This is a genomic window from Clostridium intestinale, assembly GCF_035905475.1.
In the GTDB taxonomy this organism is placed as follows: domain Bacteria; phylum Bacillota; class Clostridia; order Clostridiales; family Clostridiaceae; genus Clostridium_T; species Clostridium_T intestinale.
On the sequence record NZ_CP121166.1, the window covers coordinates 1,953,814 to 1,974,577 of the forward strand.

20 protein-coding genes are annotated in these 20,764 nt (G+C 30.4%); 5 read left to right on the forward strand and 15 right to left on the reverse strand.

Features of this window, described 5'->3' with window-relative positions:
• Positions 1 to 17: 17 nt before the first annotated feature.
• Positions 18 to 1,178, reverse strand: a complete 1,161-nt coding sequence (locus P8F83_RS10100; protein ID WP_326514499.1) for an ABC transporter substrate-binding protein — start codon at positions 1,176 to 1,178, stop codon at positions 18 to 20.
• 627 nt (positions 1,179 to 1,805) lie between these two features.
• Positions 1,806 to 2,846: a MarR family transcriptional regulator gene (locus P8F83_RS10105; RefSeq protein ID WP_326514500.1), complete on the reverse strand. Its 1,041-nt coding sequence runs from the start codon at positions 2,844 to 2,846 to the stop codon at positions 1,806 to 1,808.
• A gap of 148 nt (positions 2,847 to 2,994) precedes the next feature.
• Here P8F83_RS10105 and P8F83_RS10110 point away from each other — a divergent pair, with 148 nt between their 5' ends.
• The gene (locus P8F83_RS10110; protein WP_326514501.1) at positions 2,995 to 4,635 is read left to right on the forward strand and encodes a SulP family inorganic anion transporter; all 1,641 of its coding nucleotides are present in this window, start codon (positions 2,995 to 2,997) and stop codon (positions 4,633 to 4,635) included.
• 101 nt (positions 4,636 to 4,736) lie between these two features.
• Here P8F83_RS10110 and P8F83_RS10115 read toward each other — a convergent pair whose 3' ends face one another.
• From P8F83_RS10115 to hflX, 12 genes are all read right to left on the reverse strand, one after another.
• A complete protein-coding gene (locus tag P8F83_RS10115; RefSeq protein ID WP_326514502.1) occupies positions 4,737 to 5,087 on the reverse strand; it encodes a hypothetical protein in 351 nt (116 codons plus the stop codon).
• A gap of 19 nt (positions 5,088 to 5,106) precedes the next feature.
• A complete protein-coding gene (locus tag P8F83_RS10120; protein WP_326514503.1) occupies positions 5,107 to 5,940 on the reverse strand; it encodes an SGNH/GDSL hydrolase family protein in 834 nt (277 codons plus the stop codon).
• Between the two features lie 120 nt (positions 5,941 to 6,060).
• On the reverse strand, positions 6,061 to 6,417 hold the full coding sequence (locus P8F83_RS10125) for a FlxA-like family protein (protein ID WP_326514504.1): 357 nt from the start codon (positions 6,415 to 6,417) through the stop codon (positions 6,061 to 6,063).
• A gap of 175 nt (positions 6,418 to 6,592) precedes the next feature.
• Positions 6,593 to 7,042, reverse strand: a complete 450-nt coding sequence (locus tag P8F83_RS10130) for a MarR family winged helix-turn-helix transcriptional regulator (RefSeq protein ID WP_326514505.1) — start codon at positions 7,040 to 7,042, stop codon at positions 6,593 to 6,595.
• Between the two features lie 133 nt (positions 7,043 to 7,175).
• On the reverse strand, positions 7,176 to 7,388 hold the full coding sequence (locus P8F83_RS10135) for a hypothetical protein (RefSeq protein ID WP_073020010.1): 213 nt from the start codon (positions 7,386 to 7,388) through the stop codon (positions 7,176 to 7,178).
• Positions 7,389 to 7,474: 86 nt separating this feature from the next.
• Positions 7,475 to 8,311, reverse strand: coding sequence for a deoxyribonuclease IV (locus P8F83_RS10140; protein ID WP_326514506.1), 837 nt, complete (start codon positions 8,309 to 8,311; stop codon positions 7,475 to 7,477).
• A gap of 293 nt (positions 8,312 to 8,604) precedes the next feature.
• Positions 8,605 to 9,342 carry a YebC/PmpR family DNA-binding transcriptional regulator gene (locus P8F83_RS10145; RefSeq protein WP_073020012.1) on the reverse strand — a complete coding sequence of 246 codons (738 nt, stop codon included), beginning with the start codon at positions 9,340 to 9,342 and terminating at the stop codon, positions 8,605 to 8,607.
• 117 nt (positions 9,343 to 9,459) lie between these two features.
• Positions 9,460 to 10,110, reverse strand: coding sequence for a YigZ family protein (locus P8F83_RS10150; RefSeq protein ID WP_326514507.1), 651 nt, complete (start codon positions 10,108 to 10,110; stop codon positions 9,460 to 9,462).
• A 10-nt stretch (positions 10,111 to 10,120) separates the two neighbouring features.
• Positions 10,121 to 11,527: a MocR-like pyridoxine biosynthesis transcription factor PdxR gene (pdxR, locus tag P8F83_RS10155; RefSeq protein ID WP_326514508.1), complete on the reverse strand. Its 1,407-nt coding sequence runs from the start codon at positions 11,525 to 11,527 to the stop codon at positions 10,121 to 10,123.
• A 113-nt stretch (positions 11,528 to 11,640) separates the two neighbouring features.
• Positions 11,641 to 12,525, reverse strand: coding sequence for a nucleotidyltransferase domain-containing protein (locus tag P8F83_RS10160; RefSeq protein WP_326514509.1), 885 nt, complete (start codon positions 12,523 to 12,525; stop codon positions 11,641 to 11,643).
• Between the two features lie 34 nt (positions 12,526 to 12,559).
• Positions 12,560 to 12,781, reverse strand: coding sequence for a hypothetical protein (locus tag P8F83_RS10165; protein ID WP_073020015.1), 222 nt, complete (start codon positions 12,779 to 12,781; stop codon positions 12,560 to 12,562).
• A gap of 65 nt (positions 12,782 to 12,846) precedes the next feature.
• Positions 12,847 to 14,634 (reverse strand): GTPase HflX, encoded by a 1,788-nt coding sequence (gene hflX, locus P8F83_RS10170; protein ID WP_326514510.1) that lies wholly within the window; start codon positions 14,632 to 14,634, stop codon positions 12,847 to 12,849.
• A gap of 198 nt (positions 14,635 to 14,832) precedes the next feature.
• Between hflX and hpt the strand changes: the two genes are divergently transcribed.
• From hpt to P8F83_RS10185, 3 genes are all read left to right on the forward strand, one after another.
• On the forward strand, positions 14,833 to 15,354 hold the full coding sequence (gene hpt / locus P8F83_RS10175) for a hypoxanthine phosphoribosyltransferase (RefSeq protein WP_021801272.1): 522 nt from the start codon (positions 14,833 to 14,835) through the stop codon (positions 15,352 to 15,354).
• Positions 15,355 to 15,445: 91 nt separating this feature from the next.
• A complete protein-coding gene (locus tag P8F83_RS10180) occupies positions 15,446 to 16,456 on the forward strand; it encodes a sugar ABC transporter substrate-binding protein (RefSeq protein ID WP_326514511.1) in 1,011 nt (336 codons plus the stop codon).
• 10 nt (positions 16,457 to 16,466) lie between these two features.
• The gene (locus tag P8F83_RS10185) at positions 16,467 to 17,474 is read left to right on the forward strand and encodes a sugar ABC transporter substrate-binding protein (RefSeq protein ID WP_326514512.1); all 1,008 of its coding nucleotides are present in this window, start codon (positions 16,467 to 16,469) and stop codon (positions 17,472 to 17,474) included.
• Positions 17,475 to 17,579: 105 nt separating this feature from the next.
• Here P8F83_RS10185 and yunB read toward each other — a convergent pair whose 3' ends face one another.
• Positions 17,580 to 18,218 (reverse strand): sporulation protein YunB, encoded by a 639-nt coding sequence (gene yunB, locus P8F83_RS10190; RefSeq protein ID WP_181600823.1) that lies wholly within the window; start codon positions 18,216 to 18,218, stop codon positions 17,580 to 17,582.
• A 93-nt stretch (positions 18,219 to 18,311) separates the two neighbouring features.
• Here yunB and P8F83_RS10195 point away from each other — a divergent pair, with 93 nt between their 5' ends.
• Positions 18,312 to 20,744 carry a transglycosylase domain-containing protein gene (locus P8F83_RS10195; RefSeq protein ID WP_326514513.1) on the forward strand — a complete coding sequence of 811 codons (2,433 nt, stop codon included), beginning with the start codon at positions 18,312 to 18,314 and terminating at the stop codon, positions 20,742 to 20,744.
• Positions 20,745 to 20,764 lie beyond the last annotated feature (20 nt).

Here is a 20,764-nt window from a genome sequence, read left to right on the forward strand (position 1 = left end):
TTTTCACCCCTAAATCATTATTCTTCTGGCTTAATAGTATCAAGATAAGTAAATTTACCATCCTTAACTACTTTTAAAACTGCATCTTTTACAGCATTATTATTTTCATCTATAGTTATATAACCTGCCGCTCCTGGGAATTTAGCTGTTTTAGCTATCTCATCTCTTATCTTAACTGGATCTGCTGAATTTGCTCTTTCTATAGCGTTAATTATTACTAAATAAGCATCATAAGATAGTGCAGTAACTGCAGCTGGTTCCTTATTATATTCTTTTCTATAAGCATCAAGGAAGGTTTTAGATTCTTCAGTTATAGGAGTTTCTGTTGCAAAGAAAGTTGAAAATACTGTTCCCTCAACGGCCTTTTGTCCTATTTCTAAAAACTCAGGTGTTTCCCAAGTATCTCCACCTAATATTGGAACTGTTATTCCAAGTTGCCTAGCTTGTTTAATAATTAAAGCTCCTTCAGTAAAGTTTCCTGGCGCAAAGATTACATCTGGATTTTGCATTTTTATATTTGTAAGTTGAGCTGTAAAATCCTGATCTCCTGTATTGTAACTAGATTTAGCAACTATGGCATCCTTATCTCCAGTTAAATCTTTAAATGCATCTGAGAAAAACTTACTTATTCCTACAGAATAATCACTAGAAACTTCTTGAAGTAAAGCTACCTTTTTAGCTTTTAATATGTTAGCCGCATATTTTGCCATAACAGTTCCTTGGAATGGATCTATAAAACAAACTCTAAAATAATAGTCGTTTCCTGCTGTTACTAGAGGATTTGTAGCAGATGCTGCTACTGCTGGAACTTTTGCATCCATAACTATATCTCCAGCCGCCATTGAATTACCACTTCCCCAGCTTCCTATAATTGCATTTACCTTCTCTTTTTCAACAAGATTAGCTGCTGCTGTGGCTGCCTCAACCTTGTCCGATTTATTATCAGTAAAAACTAGTTCAATCTTCTTTCCTAATACCGTAGGATATAGCTTGTTTGCAAGTTTAGCCCCCTCAACTTCAAGCTCTCCACCTGCTGCATTAGCACCTGTCATTGGTTCAAATACACCAATCTTAATTACATCACTTTCTACATACTCTTTTGATTTTTGCTTACAACCAGCTAAAGTTAAACTAGTTGATACAGCTAGTACCAAAAGTAAAGAAATCTTTTTTCTCATTATTAAATAGCCTCCCTAATTGACACAAACTTAACTAAAATCTAAACATTTCTAGCCAAAACTCATTTTTATTAATTTATCAAATATACCAATTTAATCATAATAAAATATCAATAAAACTTTGTAAGTATTATTAACTACATCATATTATCATGATATTTTTTTAATTGCAATATGCCTCAATTCCTCAATCCAGAACTTTTTTATATACATATGTCCTCCAAACAAACACATGCATTTTATACTTCTTTACAAATGGATTTACTTTTAAAACATTAGTTTTTAATTTATTACGCTAATGTAATAAATCTATTCTTTAAGAGAAAGTTTTAACAATTTATGAAAGTGTACTTTTCCTTATAAGTAACCCCTTTCATATCACCGTAATTTCATAAAATCATTCTTTTTTAATAGAAATTGTAATTAAGTGGAATAACCAAGCTAAATGATAACTAAAATCATCAAGTGTACTCCAAGGGAGTACACTTGCCGGATAAATATTTTTTTAATTTTTTTATAAAAATATCAAATTTATTTTGCAAAAAAGGATGACCTCGTTTTCAGGTCATCCTTATATAAAAATTAACATTATAAAAAGGAGGACATATTCCTCCTTACATTAAGTATTTACATTAAAAGCTTACTAATTATTAAAGATGTTTTCTCAAGATACTCATTTACAATATTGTTTTTTAATATCTGATTCATTTTCTCTAATATCTCATTTGCTTTAATCATTCTATTTTCATCAATAATTTCTATAGATTTATATATATTTAAATAAACTTGTGAAACATTAAAATCTTCTTTTATTAACTGTTCTCCCTCTTCAGTTATATATAAAAATAAAGAGTTTTTATATACAGATTTTTCTTTTCTTATTAATCCTTTTTTATAGATATTTTTAACTATCACATTAGCTGTTGAAGGGGAAACATATGCTATTTTGCTTAGCTCAACAGATGTTATTCCTGGAAAGGCCTCTATAATCCATAAACATCTAAGTTGAGGATAGGTTAAATCTAAAGGCTTAAGCATTTCTCTATGAATACTCTCTATATTTAAAACAATTGTTCTTAAGCAGTTATAAAAATAAATTAACTTATGAATTAAATCTCTACCTTCCTTATCAAAATCCTCAATATGTATTTTGTAATTTCTCAAATTCATCCTTTCTATGTATTTGAGAACCAACTTCTTGTTCATATTTATAACAACTTCTTCAAATAGTGAATTTAAGAAATCCAACTCCAAGTTACTCATCTTGTTCTGTAATTCAAATATAGGAAATTCTTCACCTTTATGTATTTGATTATCTTCTATACACTCATATCCTTTTTCCGTTACATAGAGGTTATAGCTCTTTTTATTTTGATTTTCTTTATTAGTTATAAGCTCTTTTTTTATAAGATTTCTAAGTATTTTACTTACTGTGGGAGGTGCCCATCCAGCTATTTCTGCTATTTCCACTAAGGACACTCCAGGAAAAAGAGCTGTAATCCAAATCACTCTAAGTTGTGGTAGTGTAATATTATTTTTTTCTACGTATTTGTTATAATTCCACTCTATATTTAAAAATAGATATCTTGATAAGTTATAAAATTTATGTACATGTAACAAGTGCTTTTTTAATTGAGTATCTTTTATACTTTTCTTATTACTTCTCATTTTTATTTCCTTTTCCTTTAAAGTTTCTCAATGTAATTTTATCATTAATTTAAACTTTTTTCCCTTGTTATTTTAAAAGAAAAATGCTATTATAAATCTGTTTTGAAATTTCAACATTCGAATGCTAATAATAAATGGAGATGATATCTTGTTAGTACCAAAATTATTTACCTGTATAAAAAATTATAATAAACAACAATTCCTAAAGGATTTATCCTCTGGAATTATAGTGGCAATAATAGCACTTCCTCTTTCAATAGCCCTAGCTATAGCCTCTGGTGTATCACCTGAAAAAGGCTTATATACTGCAATTATTGGTGGATTTATTGTTTCCTTTTTAGGTGGAAGTAAAGTACAAATTGGAGGTCCAACTGGAGCCTTTGTAATAATAGTCTATGGAATAATTGAGAAATATGGATTAGATGGCCTTATAATATCAACCATTATGGCGGGACTTTTCTTAACTATTATGGGATTTCTTAAGTTAGGAAGCCTTATAAGATTTATACCAGCCTCTATAACTTCAGGTTTCACAAGTGGAATTGCAGTAGTAATATTCTCAACTCAAATAAAGGACTTTTTAGGACTATCTATAAAATCTGCTCCTTCAGAGTTTATACATAAGTGGGGAGCATATTTTAAAAATCTCAACACCTTTAATCCTCAAAGTTTATTAATATCATTATTAACCTTGGGTTGTATAATTTTTTGGCCTAAAATTAACAAAAAAATACCCGGTGCTTTTTTAGCAATTATATTAACAACAGTCATAACATTGACTTTTAATTTAGATACACCAACCATAGGTAGTGTTTTTGGTAATTTATCCTCTTCTCTACCATCACTCTCTATTCCTAGTGTAAATTTGTCTACTATACTCAACTTGGTTTTCCCAGCACTAACAATTGCTATCCTTGCTGCAGTAGAGTCTTTACTTTCTGCAGTTGTTGCAGATAACATGATTGACGGGCGTCATAGATCTAATATGGAATTGGTTGCTCAAGGTTTTGCAAATATCTTTTCTGGATTATTTGGAGGAATACCTGTAACTGGAGCTATAGCAAGAACAGCTGCTAATATAAAAAATGGAGGCAGAACTCCTGTTGCTGGAATGGTTCATTCAGTTATACTTTTACTAATAATGTTTTTATTTATGCCCTATGTTAAGTTAATTCCTATGGCATCTCTAGCAGCAATATTAGTTATGGTATCATACAACATGGGAGAATGGGATGCATTTAAAAACTTACTAAAAGCCCCTAAAAGTGATAGCTTAATCTTTATAGTTACATTTTTATTGACTGTTTTCTTTGACTTAGTATTTGCTATAGGTGTTGGAGTAGTTCTTTCTTCATTATTATTTATGAGGAAGATGGCCGAATTTACTAGTGTTAAGTCTATAATAGATGATATAGATAGTGTTGACTTATTAGAAATAAAAAACACTCTAAAATATCCTGAGGATGTTGCTATGTATGAAATAAATGGACCATTTTTCTTTGGTGCAACAGATAAATTCATATCAGCTATTAGAGATATTTCCTCCATGCCAAAGATACTTATAATTAAAATGGACAAGGTTCCTATAATGGATTCTACAGCATATCATTCTTTTGAAATGCTCTTAGATATATGCAATAAACAAAATACAAAACTTCTATTACTTAATGTACAACCTCAACCTTTAAATACACTAAAGAAATACGGGTTTGTAGATAAAATAGGTAATAAAAATGTTTGTGTAAGTTTAAATGATGTCATTAATCAATCGAATTATCATACGGCTTAATATATTATATATAAGCTATATTTCTAAATATAATACCGTTAAAATGGCTGTGGAACTAATTATTTAGGTCCACAGCCATTTTTATTTTTAACTATGATTCTTTAAGAACCTGAATAGTTTATTTTTGTTGATCCTGACTCAAGCCACTTATCTAAAGCATTTTTACTAAATATATAAGTCTCTCCAATTTTCTTATATGGTAAATCATTATGTTCGTCTTCTATAATCTGTTTAAGTTGAAACTCTACTATACCTAAATACTCTGCAGCACTTTTTAAATTATAGGCTTTTTCTTCTGTTTTTTGAGATTGTTGCTGTTGTAAAGCAACATTCAAACTATTTGGGAAATAACTTACTGGTGCAGTTTTTATAGCTCTTCCTATAATTGAAGCTGCAATTATTAAAGAAAATGATAAAACTATTATTGAAATTGCTAATAACTTGTCCCTCATAAAAACACCCCTTTTATACTTATTTATAATTAGCGTCTAAATAATCCCCAATAACTTGAGCATATAGCTTGGCCCCTTCAGTGCTTAAGTTAACACCATCTTCTAAGTTAGAGTTCATCTTGCTTCTTAACATTGTATAAAGTTCTTGTTTTTCGCTTTCAGCATACATGTCCACATATCCAACTTTATTCTTTTCTGCAATTTCCTTAATGGCATCACAATATTTTTTTAGCTGAGCATTTGCTCCACCAACTTCATTATACCAATTAGCAGGATGTTTTTTGTAATAGTAATTTGCATTTCCACCCATGTTACCATTACCTTTATTTCCTTCGATAACTTTGTTAGGAGCAACTAAAATAGGAATAGCTTTCTTTTCTTTTATTTGTTTAATCATAGACTCCAGATTACTTTTAAATTTATCTAAAGGAACATTTTCTTTGTTCTTATCTACAAAATAATGATCATTTAATCCAAAATTAATTATCACAAAATCAGGATTTTTTTCTAAAGCATCTTTATTAAGTCTCTCTAGTCCTTGGGTAGATGTATTCCCATTAACCCCTGCATTTGTAAGTTCCAAACCAAATCTTTCCTTTAATAAATCAGTCCATAACTTATTCCCAGTTTGAAAATTCTCTCCATATGTAATATTGTCGCCTAAAGCAACAACCTTCGCACTTTTTATAGATTTAGTTATTACTTCCTCTTTAGGCTCTTCCTTTACTGGTATGTTAGATGCCACTGGCACTATCTTTGTTTTTTTATTAAAACTATACATGCCAAAAACTACAGTTAATATTGTAACTATAGATAATAGTACTACAAATAAAATTAATTTCTTGTTCTTCACACTTCTTCCTCCATCAACTATAATTACTATTATTATATCATTTATGGAAGTTTTTTAAACCTCAATAACAAAAAATCATTTCAAAACCGAGGTTTCAAAATGATTTTTCTATAGATAATTTTATGCAAAGGCGTCTATTAATGTTCCTTGTGTTTTTTCATAAGAAGATTCTTCCTCATTACTTTTTAATGTGGAAACATTATTTTTACCTTGAGAAGAAACTTCTGATACTTTTTGAGTAGCATTACTGTTGCTACTGCTTTGAGCTTGCTTTTGCTGTATTTGAGCATCAATCTGCTCTATTTGTTGTTGTAGCTGCTCAACTTTTTCTTGTTTTGTTTTATCATCTAACTTACTTGAATTCACTTGTAAAAGCTGTTGCTGAAGACTTTCTCTTTGCTTTTTTAATGCTTCTAAACTGCTATCTGAAGCTTTATATGTACTAGTTGAAGTATTAGAAATCGAACCAACATTCATTTTTTTTTACCACCCCTTGTTATTTTATGCAACCTCTTATTTTAATAATAAAGCTAAAAAATCAAGATATTATGGTAAAAATATGTGAATATTGTGTGACATAATCTAATTCTCACTAACTAGTTATACAACTTCGACTTCCAGTTCTATTTTTTCATTTGCCAGTCGTTTTTCTCTATCTATCATTTATAGACTCTTTCGATTTCTTTTTGTTCTCCACCATTCTCTGGAGAAGATTTAACGCCATTTTCTTTTCTTCTTCAGTGAAATCTGATGTTAATATATCATTCCAATCTAATAAAACTTTTCTGATATCTTTAATGATATCTTTCCCCTCAGTCGTTAAATAAACTCTATAAGCTCTTTTATCATTTTCATCTACAGATCTTTTTACTAAACCTTCCTCTTCAAGCTTTTTTAATGCTTTAGCAGTTGTTCCTTTATCTATAATTAACTTACAAGTCATTTCCTCCTGAGTTACACCTTCATTGTTTTCAAGAAAAAGTAGAAACGTATATTGTCCACTCCCTATATTTCCAATATTAAAATTTTTGTTAAAATACATAGCTCCTGATCTATACAATATAGAAATATATCTTCCAATGCTATCAATATTTTTTTGCATCTCATCCACCTTTAAAAAATAATAGTTGCTCATGCAACTATTACAGTATAAATTATTAACAATTTACTTACAAGTATAATTTTAATAACTAAAAAGGTTATTTCTTAAAACCCTTAAGAAATAACCTTAAATATTAACTATTTTTTTTGCTTATTAAATAAATTTGTTGACTTATTATATTTTCCATTGTGTCTTGAATTACAAAATCTTCTTTTTTACTTCTGCCTTCATAATATCTTACTTTAACATTTTGTACGTCATTGTTACTAGAATTAATAAAATTAGCATTAAAAACAACTTTAAACCCTTGCTCGTGACCACTTTCAACTGCTTCTATTAGATTCATCTTCACAACACCTCAACACATAATTTTTAGTTATATATATTATATTCTATAAACTATTAGAAAATCCTTTAATCGATTACATATTTTTAAAAATAATTTAACTTTTCTTTTATCATTTTTATTTCTCTTTTGTGACCTTCATTATCTAAAGGTGTTTCAGCATAAAAAGGTAAAGTTTTTATATAAGGATGCTCCATTATTTTTATTATTGAATCTAGTCCTATATTTCCTTCACCAACAGGTACATGTCTATCTTTTCTTTCACCAAAAGCCATTAAGCTATCATTTAGATGAATGGTTTTTAATTTCTCTATTCCTATTATCTTGTCAAACTCCTCCATAACTTCATAGATATTATTTTTAATGTCATATCCAGCAGAAAAAACATGGCATAAGTCCATACATACCCCTATCTTATCCTTATAAATTATTTTATCTATTATGTTCTTTAAATGTTCAAACCTAAACCCAACTTCAGTCCCTTTCCCAGGCATAGTTTCAAGTAAAATCTTGATTTTTTCATTACCTGTTATTGATTCATTGAGAGCATTAGCTATTTTATTTATTGACGCTTCAACTCCTAAACCTGTATGACTACCTGGATGAAAAACAAAAAACTCAATTCCTAATTTGTCCATTCTATGAATATCTTCTTTAATAACAGTCCTACCAAACTCATACACTCCTTCATCGCTACTGCCAAGATTCATAGTATAAGGTGCATGTGCTTGTAGTGGTCCAAACTTATACTCTTTTCTCAATTTCTGAAATTCATTAACATCTTTTTCATTATAAGCCCTAAAATTTGATCCTCTAGGATTTCTACTAAAAAACTGAAAAACATTAGCCTCCATTTCTATAATGTCCTTAGCAGCCCTTGCATATCCTTTAGCTGTTGTCATATGTGGTCCTATATATAACATAAAAGTCTCCTTTAGTTTCAGTATATATAGCTAGTGTTTTCAACTTCATAAATACTATTCTAACTTTGTTAGTTTACATGGTTTTTACAAAACTTAACTTCATTATTTAACTAAATCAAATTATAATTAATTTATCATCAAATACTTTAAAGGAAGGCATCCTATTCCATTTTTATCACCGTCCACACTAATGCCTTCCTATTTTTTTTATTAAATTATTTCTGTATTTAATAAAAAAATCACTCCTCCAGTTGTTTTATACAACCTTTAGAGTGATTATATTTAAATTGGTCTTACCCTTCCCATCCATCTGGGAACTCTGCATTGTGGTAAACCTCTTGAACATCATCGTCATCTTCAAGTAAGTCAAGCATCTTTTGGAACTTCTTAGCATCATCTTCATTAATTGCTGTATATGTATCTGGTATCATTTTTACAGCAGCTTCTAAGAATTCTAAACCTTCTGCTTCTAAGGCTTCTCTAACTGTACTAAAGTCATCTGGTGCAGTTGTTATTACGAAAACTTCCTCTTCTGATGAGAAATCTTCAGCGCCTGAGTCTAAAGCTAACATCATGATTTCATCTTCATCTTTGTCTTCTTTTTCTATAACTATTTCACCTTTTTCTTGGAACATGAATCCAACACATCCGCTTGCTCCCATATTTCCGCCACCTTTTGTGAAGGCACTTCTTACATTACCAGCAGATCTATTTTTGTTATCTGTTAGAGTTTCAACTATAACAGCTACTCCTGATGGACCATATCCTTCATAAACTATTGTTTCATAGTTTACTGAACCAAGTTCTCCTGAAGCTTTTTTAATAGCTCTTTGTATATTATCACTAGGCATATTCTCTGCTTTTGCTTTTGCTACAGCATCTCTTAGTCTAGCATTAGTTTCTGGATTAGCTCCACCATTTTTAACGCTAACAGCTATTTCTTTACCTATCTTTGTGAATATTTTTCCTCTCTTAGCATCTGTTTTGCCTTTTTTAGCTTGTATATTATGCCACTTTGAATGTCCTGACATTATATTTCCTCCTAACTTTGTTCCCTTATATGTTAACCCTTAAGGTCAATATCCTAAACCATTATAACATAGCATAAATTCCATCTGCAACTTGAAGTGGGTAATTTAGCCATATATCTATTCTAAACTTTTCAAAAGTCTATATTCTTCTTTGAAGAACATTTCAATATCACCTTTATTGATAATTGCTTTTCCATTAGTAGCCTGAGTTATTTCTTTTACAGCTTTATTCGACGCTTCTAGTTCTAATAATAAATGAATTTTTACATTCTCCCCATATTCTGAGTCCTCAATATTCCAATTGTTTTCTCCACATATATATTGAATTTTACCTATTAAATCATAGTTTATATCTATAGTTACTGGAATTCCTTTAACTTTTTCTACTATCCCTCCAGCTTTTATAGCTATTGATGCACCTTTAGTGTATGCTCTCGTTAATCCCCCTGCCCCTAATAATACACCTCCAAAATACCTGGTAACTACTATAACACAATCTACTAGCCCTGTTTTTTTAATCACCTCTAAAATGGGTATTCCTGCTGTTCCTTGAGGTTCACCATCATCAGAATATCTTTGAATATTCATTTTTTCTCCTATTACATAAGCCCAGCAGTTATGTGTAGCCATTTTGTGCTGACCCTTTATTTCCTGCACAAATGCTTTTGCTTCTTCTTCTGTTTCAACTCTTTTTATGTGACCTATAAATTGAGATTTCTTTTCTTCAAAATCATCCTTTGATTGTCTTTTAATTGTTAAATAAGACATGCTTTTCCCCCTATTGCTGTAATTCTTTTAATATTTTCTCCATTCCCTCATCAATTTTATCGTGGGTTGTTTGAGAGAAACCTATTCTAAAAAAATCGTCCCCATCTACTTCTTTTTTATAAAATAAGGCTCCTGGCGATATTAGTATCTTTTCTTTCTTAAGTATAGAAAAAAGCCTTCGTGAACTTGGAGAATCTTTTTCTAAAACCTTTAAGAAAAAGTTTAATCCCCCTTTTGGATCTATGTACTCAACTATATCTTTGAATTTCTCATCCAATATACTTTTCATATGTAAATATCTAGACTTATACTCTCCATTTAAATATTCTATATGCCTTTTCCAATAGTTATGCACTATGTAACGCTCCAAAGCCCTTTGCATTAAAGATGAGGTAGATATATCTGTATTTATTTTAGATATATACATACTTTCTTTAAACTTTTCTGGTGCTATTACATATCCTATTCTTATTCCTGGCATAAAAATCTTTGAGAAACTCTTAATATATATTACTCTATCATAAATATCATACGCCTTTAATGGTTTATATTGCAAATTATCGTCATAAATTAGTTCTGATAAATAGTCATCCTCCAATATATAAAAATCATATATATTAGACAATTCTATAAGTTTTAGTTTTTTTTCGTTTGAGTAACTAATTCCTGTTGGATTTTGAAAGTAGCTCATTATATACATGAATTTTATTTTTTCTTTTTTCAGTATCTTTTCTAGTTTCTCTAAATCCATTCCATCTTTATCAATTGGAACTTCTATAACTTCTGCTCTTTTCCATCTAAATACAGAAAGAGCTCCTCCATAGGTTGGGTTCTCAACAACTACCTTGTCATTTACATTTAAGATGGCCTTTGAAGCTATGTCTATTCCTTGCTGGGCTCCAGAAACTATAAGTATGTCTTCTTTTTTAACCCTGCCACTCCAAAAGTTTTTACTTATTTCTTCTCTAAGTTTATCATAACCCAAAACATCTTGATATAATAAAGCCTCAGCTCCATCTCTATCGAAAACCTCATTTATAACCATTTGTAGATCCTTAACTGGAAAAAAGGAAGATGATGTAGTCTCCCCTGTAAAATCTATATACTCTCTTAATGAACCTGCATTTAACAGTTTGAAAGTTTTATTATATTCTTTTTGAAAACTCTTAATTGTCTCTTTTTTTCTAGCATAGGTTCCACTTCCTATTTTCATAATAGCGTATCCATCAGCTTGAAGTTTTTTATAAGCACTTACTATAGTTACATTATTAACTTCAAGAAAATTAGAAAGCTCTCTTATGGTAGGCAGTTTAGTTCCATCTTTTATCTTTCCAAACTCTATTAACTTTTTTATATGTTCAGAGATTTGTATATACTTAGAGATATCTTCATCAAACTCAACTAAGAACTTTTTCATTTCTCCTCCATTTTTTAGTTGAGAGTTAATACTCTATAAATTACAGTGAAAAAATCCAGCAAAGCTGAATTTCTCAATTAATTGTCAACTCTCAAATTTCAGTTGTCAACAAGCTAAATGTTGTTATAAAAATACACATTTTCCTTATATCTAAAACCATTTAAACTTTGTTCTAAAATTCTTCTATTTAAAATCTTATTTTTATATAACTCATTTAATATAACTTCCATATTTATATATAGACCTTTGAATAACTCTTCTTCCTTTAAAAGCTGAGGAGTAACCCAGTTATCCTTATTTTTTATATAATCTATTAAAATTCTTGAAGACTGTTTTAAATTCACATTTAGATAGTTTTTTATGTACGTAATCATTTCTTTAATTGCTTCTTCCTTGTTAACCTGCTCAAAGAAAATCTTGTCTACTATTTCTTTAAAGGAATCATTTAAACTTATTGCCATGTTTATAGAGTCTTTACTTACTAAATATCCATTATTGTTTATGTACAGCTTGGCAAAGGACTCCATAGCCTTTAAAGACAGTTCAAAGGCTGTGTATCTTCTATTATTATATAAATACTTATTAAGTACATTTATAGATTTTAATGTTTCTCCTAGATAAACCAGATTCATTTTTTCTTTTTCAATGTCCGGTACATATCTAAGTTCATCATGTATTTTTCTTATGGATAAATCATTGCATATTATAAGTCTTGAAGTTATTAATATCTCATCAATCTTCTTATTTGAATTATTCATTAAGTTATTTTTAGATATAAGTTTTAAATGAATAGGCACTTCATTTAAAGTTATATTAATATCCTTTATATCATTGATTAAGTTATCAATAACTACCAATAAATCTATATTAGACCCTTCCCATAGATCGCCGCTTACCATTGAGCCATAGGCTAACACTGCTAATACATGTTTATTTTTTTCTAAATCTTCTTTTATACTTGAAAAAGCCTTCTGGTATTCCACAATCTTTGTATTCATATAACTCACCCCAATATTTTAAGCTTATTATATATCATATGTACAAATCTTGTATACTTTTTTCTGCTTCTTCTCCACAATTATCACAGTGAAATATGTGTACACAACAAGAGTTTATATACTCTATCTCTTGCTTATTTCCATAGGGATCTCTATATTCCTGCTCTCTCCCAATGTCATTCATTAAACCTCCACATTTCCCACACTTTATCGTACTACTTATTATCTTGTTACATATAGGACATATTTTCTCCATAAAAAATCCCTCCTGCATCATAGTTTATTCTAAATTAAACCATTTATACAGGAAGGATAATTTAATTATTTTAAGATAAGCTCGCTATACTTGTTGTAAGCTTCATCATCTACTTCTGCTTTGATGTAAGTTCCTTCTTCTTTATAATCTTCTTCAAGTACATTGCTGTTGTTGTGAAGATATGAAACTATACCACCTTGATCGTAAGGTATGATAAACTCTGCAAGTTTGAGTTTGTTAGGTAACTTATCCCCAATCTTTAATAGAAGTTTATCTAAGTTTATCTTTTGTTTTGCAGATATCTCAATGATTTCATAGTTTGAGAACTCATCTCTTAGTTCAGAAAGAGCTTCTTCACTTGCTAAGTCTATCTTGTTTAGTACCAAGAAACCATCTTTATCTCTTGCACCAAGTTCAGCTAAAACTTCTTCAACTGCTTTAATCTGTTCTTTAGCTGTATCTGAAGCTGCATCAACTACGTGAAGTAACATGTCAGAGTATATAACTTCTTCTAAAGTTGACTTAAAAGCTTCAACTAGTTCATGAGGAAGCTTTCTTACAAACCCAACTGTGTCAGTTAAAGTTATTAGTCTGTTATCAAGTAGGTTTATGGCTCTAGTTGTAGTATCTAAAGTTGCAAACAACATGTTAGCTTCAAATACTTTTTCTTTTTTATTTCCTTCACCTATTGATACCATGTCACACAAAGTGTTTCTAAGTGTTGACTTCCCTGCATTAGTATAACCAACTAGAGAAACTTGAGGTATACTTTGTTTTCCTCTTCTTTCTCTTTGAACTTCTCTATTTTTCTTTATCTTTTTAAGTTCATCACCTAAGTCATAAATTCTTTCTTTTATATGTCTTCTATCAGTTTCAAGTTTCTTTTCTCCAGGTCCTCTAGTCCCTATTCCACCACCAGTTCTAGATAGTATGGTTCCAAGTCCTGATAGTCTAGATGCTCTATACTTAAGTTGTGCAAGTTCTACTTGAATTCTTGCTTCTCTAGTTTTAGCTCTTCTTGCAAATATCTCAAGTATTAAAGTAGTTCTATCTATAACTTTAGTTCCTATAGCTTCTTCTAAGTTTCTAACTTGAGAACCAGATAGTTCTTCATCAAAGATTACCAAGTTTGCTCTTAAAGTCTGTTTAAGACTCGCAATCTCTGAAACTTTTCCACTTCCTATAAACAAAGCTGCATCTATCTTAGCTCTATTTTGAAATACCTTGTTTAAGACAGTTATATCACAAGCTTTAGCAAGTTCACCTAGTTCATCTAAACTTTCTTCTGTATCTGTACCAACAAGTATAGCTCTTTCTGCTAAGTCTTCTTCAACATTACTTCTCTTTAGAGCAGTTTCTAAGTTCTGAATTTTCTCTCCTATATTAAAGTCAAAACTTTCGTTTAAGTTTAACCCTAACATGGTTTCAACTATTAAAATATCATTCTCTACTGCACAAAAACCTATGGATACCTCTTTAGGAGTACCATCAACTACACCAACTGCAACTAGTGCATCTAGTTTAAGTTTTAAAAGTGCAGTTACATCAAGTGCAGACAAGTGTGAGTTTCCATTTGGATGAGTATGAACTATTCTAACTCCTGCTAACTTCTTCTCACTTATATCTATAATAGGAAGTTCTACCGAGTTTGAGTCACCTACTGCAACTGAAACTATGTTTCCTCTTCTATCTATTCCTACAGATATTTCTCTTTCAACTAATGATGTCAATCTTGAGATTGTATCAATTATTTCCATAGAGCAATATTCATACTTTAAAACTTTTAATTTATATATTTCTTCTAACTCTTTTAAATAAGAGTTTTTAATTCCTTCAATATTTCCATAAATCATAAAATTTCACCTCATTTTCTTTAATTGCTAAAACTTTCAATGTAATTTTAAACTATATAATACTAGATGTAAACTATATTAGTTTGTCTATTTTGAATGAAATTATAGTAGGTGTTGAAATATAGCAAAAAAATTGTTAATATGGATATTATGATTTTAGTATTTTTAAATATTCTATATTAATTGTTGGAGGATACCATGGAAGATAAAAAAAGAAATATACTTATTTCAGAGGAACAAATTTCCGTAAGAATTAAGGAATTAGGAAAAGAGCTTTCAGAAGAATATAAAGATAAAAATCTATATGTTCTATCACTTTTAAGAGGAAGCTTTATATTTTCAGCTGATTTAGTGAGAGCTTTAGATGTTAAAACTAAAGTTGGTTTTATGACTACATCAAGCTATGGTCACGCAGAAGAATCTACAGGTAAAGTAAAGGTTATTAACGACATTCCTGATAACATTGAGGGATATGATGTTTTAATAGTTGATGATATAGTAGATACAGGATACACAATGGAGTTTATAGTTAACCATGTTAAATCATTAGGAGCAAAATCAGTAAAATCTTGTGTTTTATTAGATAAACCTTCAAGAAGAAAGGTTGATATAAACCCTGACTATAGATGTTTTGAAATTGAAGATGTTTTTGTAGTTGGCTTCGGGTTAGATTATGGCAATTACTATAGAAATGTTCCTTACGTATTTAACTGGGAATAATACATACATATTTAGGTATCACAAACTTAGTTTGTGATACCTTTTCTTTTATATGAATATTATAATATATATTATTTTTTTAGGTGATCTAATGTTTATATCCATGCCAGAGTCATTTAATGTTCAAGTTAAATATGATGAAAACTTAGTTTTTAATAGAAAAGAGACAATTATAGGTATATCACTGCCTTTAGGTGGTGGTGAAGAGAGATGGCCATCTGACAGCAACTTTCTTAAAGATTATGCAAGAAGAAGAAATGCAGTATTAAAATTTTCAGAGCTTACTATAACTACCTCGGACCAGTTAGCAGAAGTTGAAAAACTTCTAGCACAAGGAATAGATGTGTTAATCATAGCTCCAGTAAATTCAGAGGAAGCTTCAATAATAGTTGATAAAGTTAAAGCGTATAATATTCCTGTTGTTGCTTATGATAGATTTATTTTTAATAGCGATATTGACTTTTTTGTATCATTTAATGCGCTAAATATAGGGGAACTACAAGGTAGATATCTAACTCAAAGAGCTCCTACTGGCAATTACATTGTACTTGCTGGTGATCCAACTGATTCTAACTCAATATTATATAAAGATGGGGCTATGATTTATATTAAACCTTTAGAAGCTATTGGGAGAATAAAAGTAGTTACTGATGAATTTATTAAAGATTGGAATCCTGATGTAGCTTATGATGTTGTGAAAAAATCCCTAGTAGCAAATAACAATAATATTGTTGCAATCTTATCTCCAAACGATGCTTTTGCAGGTGCATCAATAAAGGCACTAAAGGAACAAAATCTTGCTGGAAAGGTTCTTGTTACTGGACTAGATGCAGAACCATCGGCTCTTAAAAGAATTCTTGATGGAACACAATCTATGACTATTTTTACTGACTTCAGAAAAGAGGCAGAAGCTGCAATTGATATTGCAATAAAATTAGCTAATAATCTTCCATTAAGTATTTATATAGAAATTAATAATGGAAAAAAAGAAGTTCCTTCATTATTGCTGGTACCAATAGTTGTTGATAGAAATAATATACAAGAGGTTCTTCTAAATAGCGGTTATATTACTCTACACGATATTTACTCCTTGCAAAACTGAGGTGATATGAATGTTTATAGACTTACCAGAAAATTTTTATATGAAGGTTCAATATGATAAGAATTTATTAATAGATAGAAAAGAAATAAATATTGGTATATCCTTACCTGTAGGTGGCGGAGAAATCAGATGGCCTGAAGATGGTAGGCTACTTGAAGATTATGCAAGAAAACAAAATGCAATATTAACTTACTGTGAAACCTCCAGCTCTACAAGTCAGCAAAGCACAGAAATTGACGCACTTTTATTAAAAAACATAGATGTTTTAATCATTGCTCCTGTGAATTCAGAAGAAGCTTCTACTATTGTTGAAAAAGTTAAAAAGGCAGGTGTTAAAGTAGTTGCATATGACAGAATGATTTTAAATAGTGATGTTGATTTTTTTGTAACCTATAGTTCTCTTAGCATAGGTGAGCTTCAAGGGAGATATCTCACAACTAGGGCTCCTCGTGGTAATTACATTTTTTTATCTGGAGGAAATGATGATGCTAATTCAATATTATTAAAAGAGGGGGCAATGGTTTATATTCGTCCTTTGCAGGCTATAGGTAATATAAAAATTGTTACTGACGCATCAATTAATGCCTATAATACTGAAGTTACTTATAATGTCGTGAAAAATTCTCTTCTTGAAAACAATAATATTGTTGCTATTTTAGCCCCAAATGACGCCATGGCTGGAGCTTCAATTAAAGCCTTAGAGGAAGAAGGTCTTGCTGGTAAGGTCTTAGTAACTGGACATGATGCAGAGCTTGATACTGTAAAAAGGATACTCAATGGAACACAAGCTATGACTGTTTTCACCGATTTTAGAAAAGAAGCGCAAACTGCTATTGACATAGCTATAAATTTAGCTAGCAATAAAATTCTTAACATATATCCCACTGTATATAATGGTGAAAAAAATGTCCCCTCAATACTTCTAACCCCAGTAACTGTTGATAAAAATAACGTAAACGAGGTTCTCATAAATAGTGGGTATATAAAGTTTAGTGATATTTATACACTTCATAATTAATCCTATATTTAATTTATAAAATTAACCTCCCTGCATAACATTGTAAAAATCTAGTTAAACTTATTAAGGTTGAAGATAAACATATGTATATCTTCAACCTTAATTTTATTTTCCAAAGTCCAAATTAGTAGTAGGTACTTTTCCCACTATTATAGTTTCAGCAACTGGTATGGTGTTCTTTATCTGTACTTCATCACTTTTTGTTGCAATTATAACTTTTATTGAAGTTTCAACCTCAAGGTAAATCTTATGCCGCGTTTGGTTAATTCCAGCTGACTCAAACTCAGATATATAATTTGTCTTTACACTTCCTATCGGTTGCATTCTAACTTTAACTGATGGTCCTAAATTAGATAATATAACATTTTTACTTATATATCCTATAGGTATCTTTATCCCAACAGCACCCATATCTCTTAACTTATTTTGAGACTCTAAAGAAACCTTAGCTGCTAAAGAGTTTAGTTTTATAGTATCGGCTCTAATCATGGTAATATTTCCTTGCCCATCCTTTTCTATTTTCATAATATCATCATAATTAAATTCTTTATCATATAAGTCCAAAATGTTTCGATCTATGACTTCAATAGCTCTTGTTCTCATCTCTCCATCTGCTACAACCATGAGGGTTGACAATATTATTTTATCTAACATGTATATAAATAATATTAACAAGCTAATAATTATAGATAAAAATACTAATATTCGTTTATTAGTTGATGTTTTTTTAGTATAATATTTCATATGCAACCTCTCAATTTTATTATTAACATTTTTTATGTTATAATGATTACTAAATGATGATTAATTCATTTTCATGTGTTTTAGGAGGAAAGAATGGACAATAACAATAAAGAAAATAAAAAACCTAAAAATAAATCCAAGAAAAAAAAGAAATCCCGAAAAGTATTTAAAACAATTGCGTTATCTATTGGATTTATTATATTAACTGGAATTATAGTCGCCTGTGGATACGCTTATGCAATAATTAAAAGTGCACCAGAATTAGACGTTAATTCAGTTTTAAGTTTAAGTGAACCTTCTGCCATATATGATAGCAATGAACAGCTAATCGATACTGTACACACCGAAGAAGAGCGTTACGTGGTCTCACTTAATAATATGTCTGATTATTTGAAAAATGCCTATGTGTCTATAGAAGATGAGAGATTTTATGACCATATAGGTATAGATTTAAGAAGAATTGCAGGGGCTGCTTTTACTGATGTTAAAAATAAGTTAACTGGAAAATCTGGTCTGCATGGTGCATCCACTTTAACCCAGCAGCTTTTAAAAAATACTATCTTAACTAACGATGTTACTATGGAAAGAAAATTAACAGAAATGTACCTTGCTACTAAGTTAGAAAAGATACTTCAAAAAGATCAAATCTTAGAAGCATACCTTAATACCATTCCTTTAGGTGGTAAGTTATACGGAGTTGAAGCTGCTTCAATGTACTACTTTGGAAAACCAGCTGTACAACTTAATTTAATACAAAGTGCTTATATAGCTGGAATTACTCAAGCTCCATCTTATTACAGTGCATACACAGAAAAAATGCAAACTGACCCTACTCCTTTCATAAATAGAACTAAAACCGTTTTATCAAAAATGAAGGATCTAGGTAAAATATCAGAGGAAGAATATAACCAAGCTATTAGTACTCTAGATGAAAAGAAAAGAGATGCTTACGAATTTAAAACTCAAAAGATATCTTATAAATTAAATTACGAATGGTTTGTTAATCCAGCCATTTCTCAAGTTAAAAAGGACTTAAAAGAACAATTAAAACTAAGTGATGCTGAAATATCAAAGATGTTAGTAAATGGTGGTTTAAAAATATACACTACCATGGACAGGGCTCTTCAAGATCATGCTCAAAGTGTTTTAGATAACGAATCTAACTTAAAAGATTTTGGTAGATCCTCTGAAAAAAATGATAAGGGTGTTTATACTCTTCAAGCTTCTGCTGTAGTTATGGACTATAGAAGTGGTCAAGTTAAAGCTATGATAGGAGGACGTGGTGAACAAGATGCTAATTCTTTAAACAGAGCTTACAGCATATTAAAACCTATAGGTTCATCTACTAAACCTTTAACAGTGTACGCTCCTGCTATAGATTTAAAAATGGTTAATGCTGCAACAGGATTTAATGATGCTCCACTACCAATGGAGTTCCAAAATAAATATAAAAATGGCAGTGAACTTTATAATCCTAAAAACTCACCTAACCAATATAGCGGCTTTATTCCTATAAGAGTGGGTTTAAGAGAATCTAAAAACGTTGTTGCTGTACAGGTTGAAGATAAAATAGGTTTAAAAAATGGTATAGCATATGGTGAGCAGTTTGGTCTTGTTTATTCTAATGACTCCAAATATATGCCTTCTGTAGCTCTTGGGGAATTTCATAGTGCAGCTAATAATCCAGATGGCGGTAATCCATTTATATTAGCTCAAGCTTATGGAACTTTTGGTAATAGTGGTATTTATACAGAAGGTGCTCTTTACACTAAGGTTGTAGATGCTACAGGAAAAACCATATTAACCAAAACTCCAAAAACTAAAACAATACTTTCAGCTCAGGCAGCTTATATAACTTATGATTTACTTAAAGAACCAGTTGAAAACTACTCTTCAGGAGGAGCTAAATTTGGTGCTATGCCAGTACAAGGTAAAACAGGTACTACTTCAAGCAGCAAAGATTTATGGTTTGCTGGTTTAACTCCATACTTATCTGGTGCTGTATGGGTAGGTTATGATAAAGGTGAGGACCCATTAGCCGGAGGTAGTGGTCTAGTTGCTACTTTATGGGGAAAAATAATGTCAAAGGCTCATGAAGGTTTAGAGGTTAAAGATATAAATCCACCTTCTGGAATGACTAGAATGTCTTTATGTTCTCTATCAGGAAAGCTTGCAACTGAAGCCTGTAAACATGATCCTAGGGGAAATAAGGTTGTTAGTGAATGGGTTATAGATGGCTCAGCACCTACTGAAACCTGTGATATTCATGTTACAGCTAAGGTTAATAAGCTTAATGGAAAGCTTGCAACTGCAAGCACTCCTGCAAACTTAATTGAGGAAAGAGTGTTTATTAAAGGTGCTACAGGTGCCGATGCTAAATATGCTCTTCCTACAGAACAAGATGATTACAAACCATCTGATGACAAAAAAGATAATGATAAAAAAGACGATGACAAAAAAGATGATGATGCAGAACAAAATGATACACCAACAACTAATAATCCAACAAAGCCTGCAACTCATTAAAAATAATAAACAAGGAGACT

Excerpts from the sequence above, each read along its gene's own strand:
- P8F83_RS10115 (WP_326514502.1), bottom strand. The coding sequence starts at position 5,087 with ATGAGGGACAAGTTATTAGCAATTTCAATAATAGTTTTATCATTTTCT.
- P8F83_RS10145 (WP_073020012.1), bottom strand. The coding sequence starts at position 9,342 with ATGTCAGGACATTCAAAGTGGCATAATATACAAGCTAAAAAAGGCAAA.
- P8F83_RS10140 (WP_326514506.1), bottom strand. The coding sequence starts at position 8,311 with ATGTTATATATAGGACCACATATGACAACAGCTAAAGGATATGCAAGG.
- P8F83_RS10165 (WP_073020015.1), bottom strand. The coding sequence starts at position 12,781 with ATGGAGAAAATATGTCCTATATGTAACAAGATAATAAGTAGTACGATA.
- P8F83_RS10180 (WP_326514511.1), top strand. The coding sequence starts at position 15,446 with ATGTTTATATCCATGCCAGAGTCATTTAATGTTCAAGTTAAATATGAT.
- hpt (WP_021801272.1), top strand. The coding sequence starts at position 14,833 with ATGGAAGATAAAAAAAGAAATATACTTATTTCAGAGGAACAAATTTCC.
- P8F83_RS10160 (WP_326514509.1), bottom strand. The coding sequence starts at position 12,525 with ATGAATACAAAGATTGTGGAATACCAGAAGGCTTTTTCAAGTATAAAA.
- P8F83_RS10195 (WP_326514513.1), top strand. The coding sequence starts at position 18,312 with ATGGACAATAACAATAAAGAAAATAAAAAACCTAAAAATAAATCCAAG.
- P8F83_RS10150 (WP_326514507.1), bottom strand. The coding sequence starts at position 10,110 with ATGTCTTATTTAACAATTAAAAGACAATCAAAGGATGATTTTGAAGAA.
- P8F83_RS10135 (WP_073020010.1), bottom strand. The coding sequence starts at position 7,388 with ATGAATCTAATAGAAGCAGTTGAAAGTGGTCACGAGCAAGGGTTTAAA.
- P8F83_RS10130 (WP_326514505.1), bottom strand. The coding sequence starts at position 7,042 with ATGCAAAAAAATATTGATAGCATTGGAAGATATATTTCTATATTGTAT.
- P8F83_RS10100 (WP_326514499.1), bottom strand. The coding sequence starts at position 1,178 with ATGAGAAAAAAGATTTCTTTACTTTTGGTACTAGCTGTATCAACTAGT.
- P8F83_RS10185 (WP_326514512.1), top strand. The coding sequence starts at position 16,467 with ATGTTTATAGACTTACCAGAAAATTTTTATATGAAGGTTCAATATGAT.
- yunB (WP_181600823.1), bottom strand. The coding sequence starts at position 18,218 with ATGAAATATTATACTAAAAAAACATCAACTAATAAACGAATATTAGTA.
- pdxR (WP_326514508.1), bottom strand. The coding sequence starts at position 11,527 with ATGAAAAAGTTCTTAGTTGAGTTTGATGAAGATATCTCTAAGTATATA.
- hflX (WP_326514510.1), bottom strand. The coding sequence starts at position 14,634 with ATGATTTATGGAAATATTGAAGGAATTAAAAACTCTTATTTAAAAGAG.
- P8F83_RS10105 (WP_326514500.1), bottom strand. The coding sequence starts at position 2,846 with ATGAGAAGTAATAAGAAAAGTATAAAAGATACTCAATTAAAAAAGCAC.
- P8F83_RS10125 (WP_326514504.1), bottom strand. The coding sequence starts at position 6,417 with ATGAATGTTGGTTCGATTTCTAATACTTCAACTAGTACATATAAAGCT.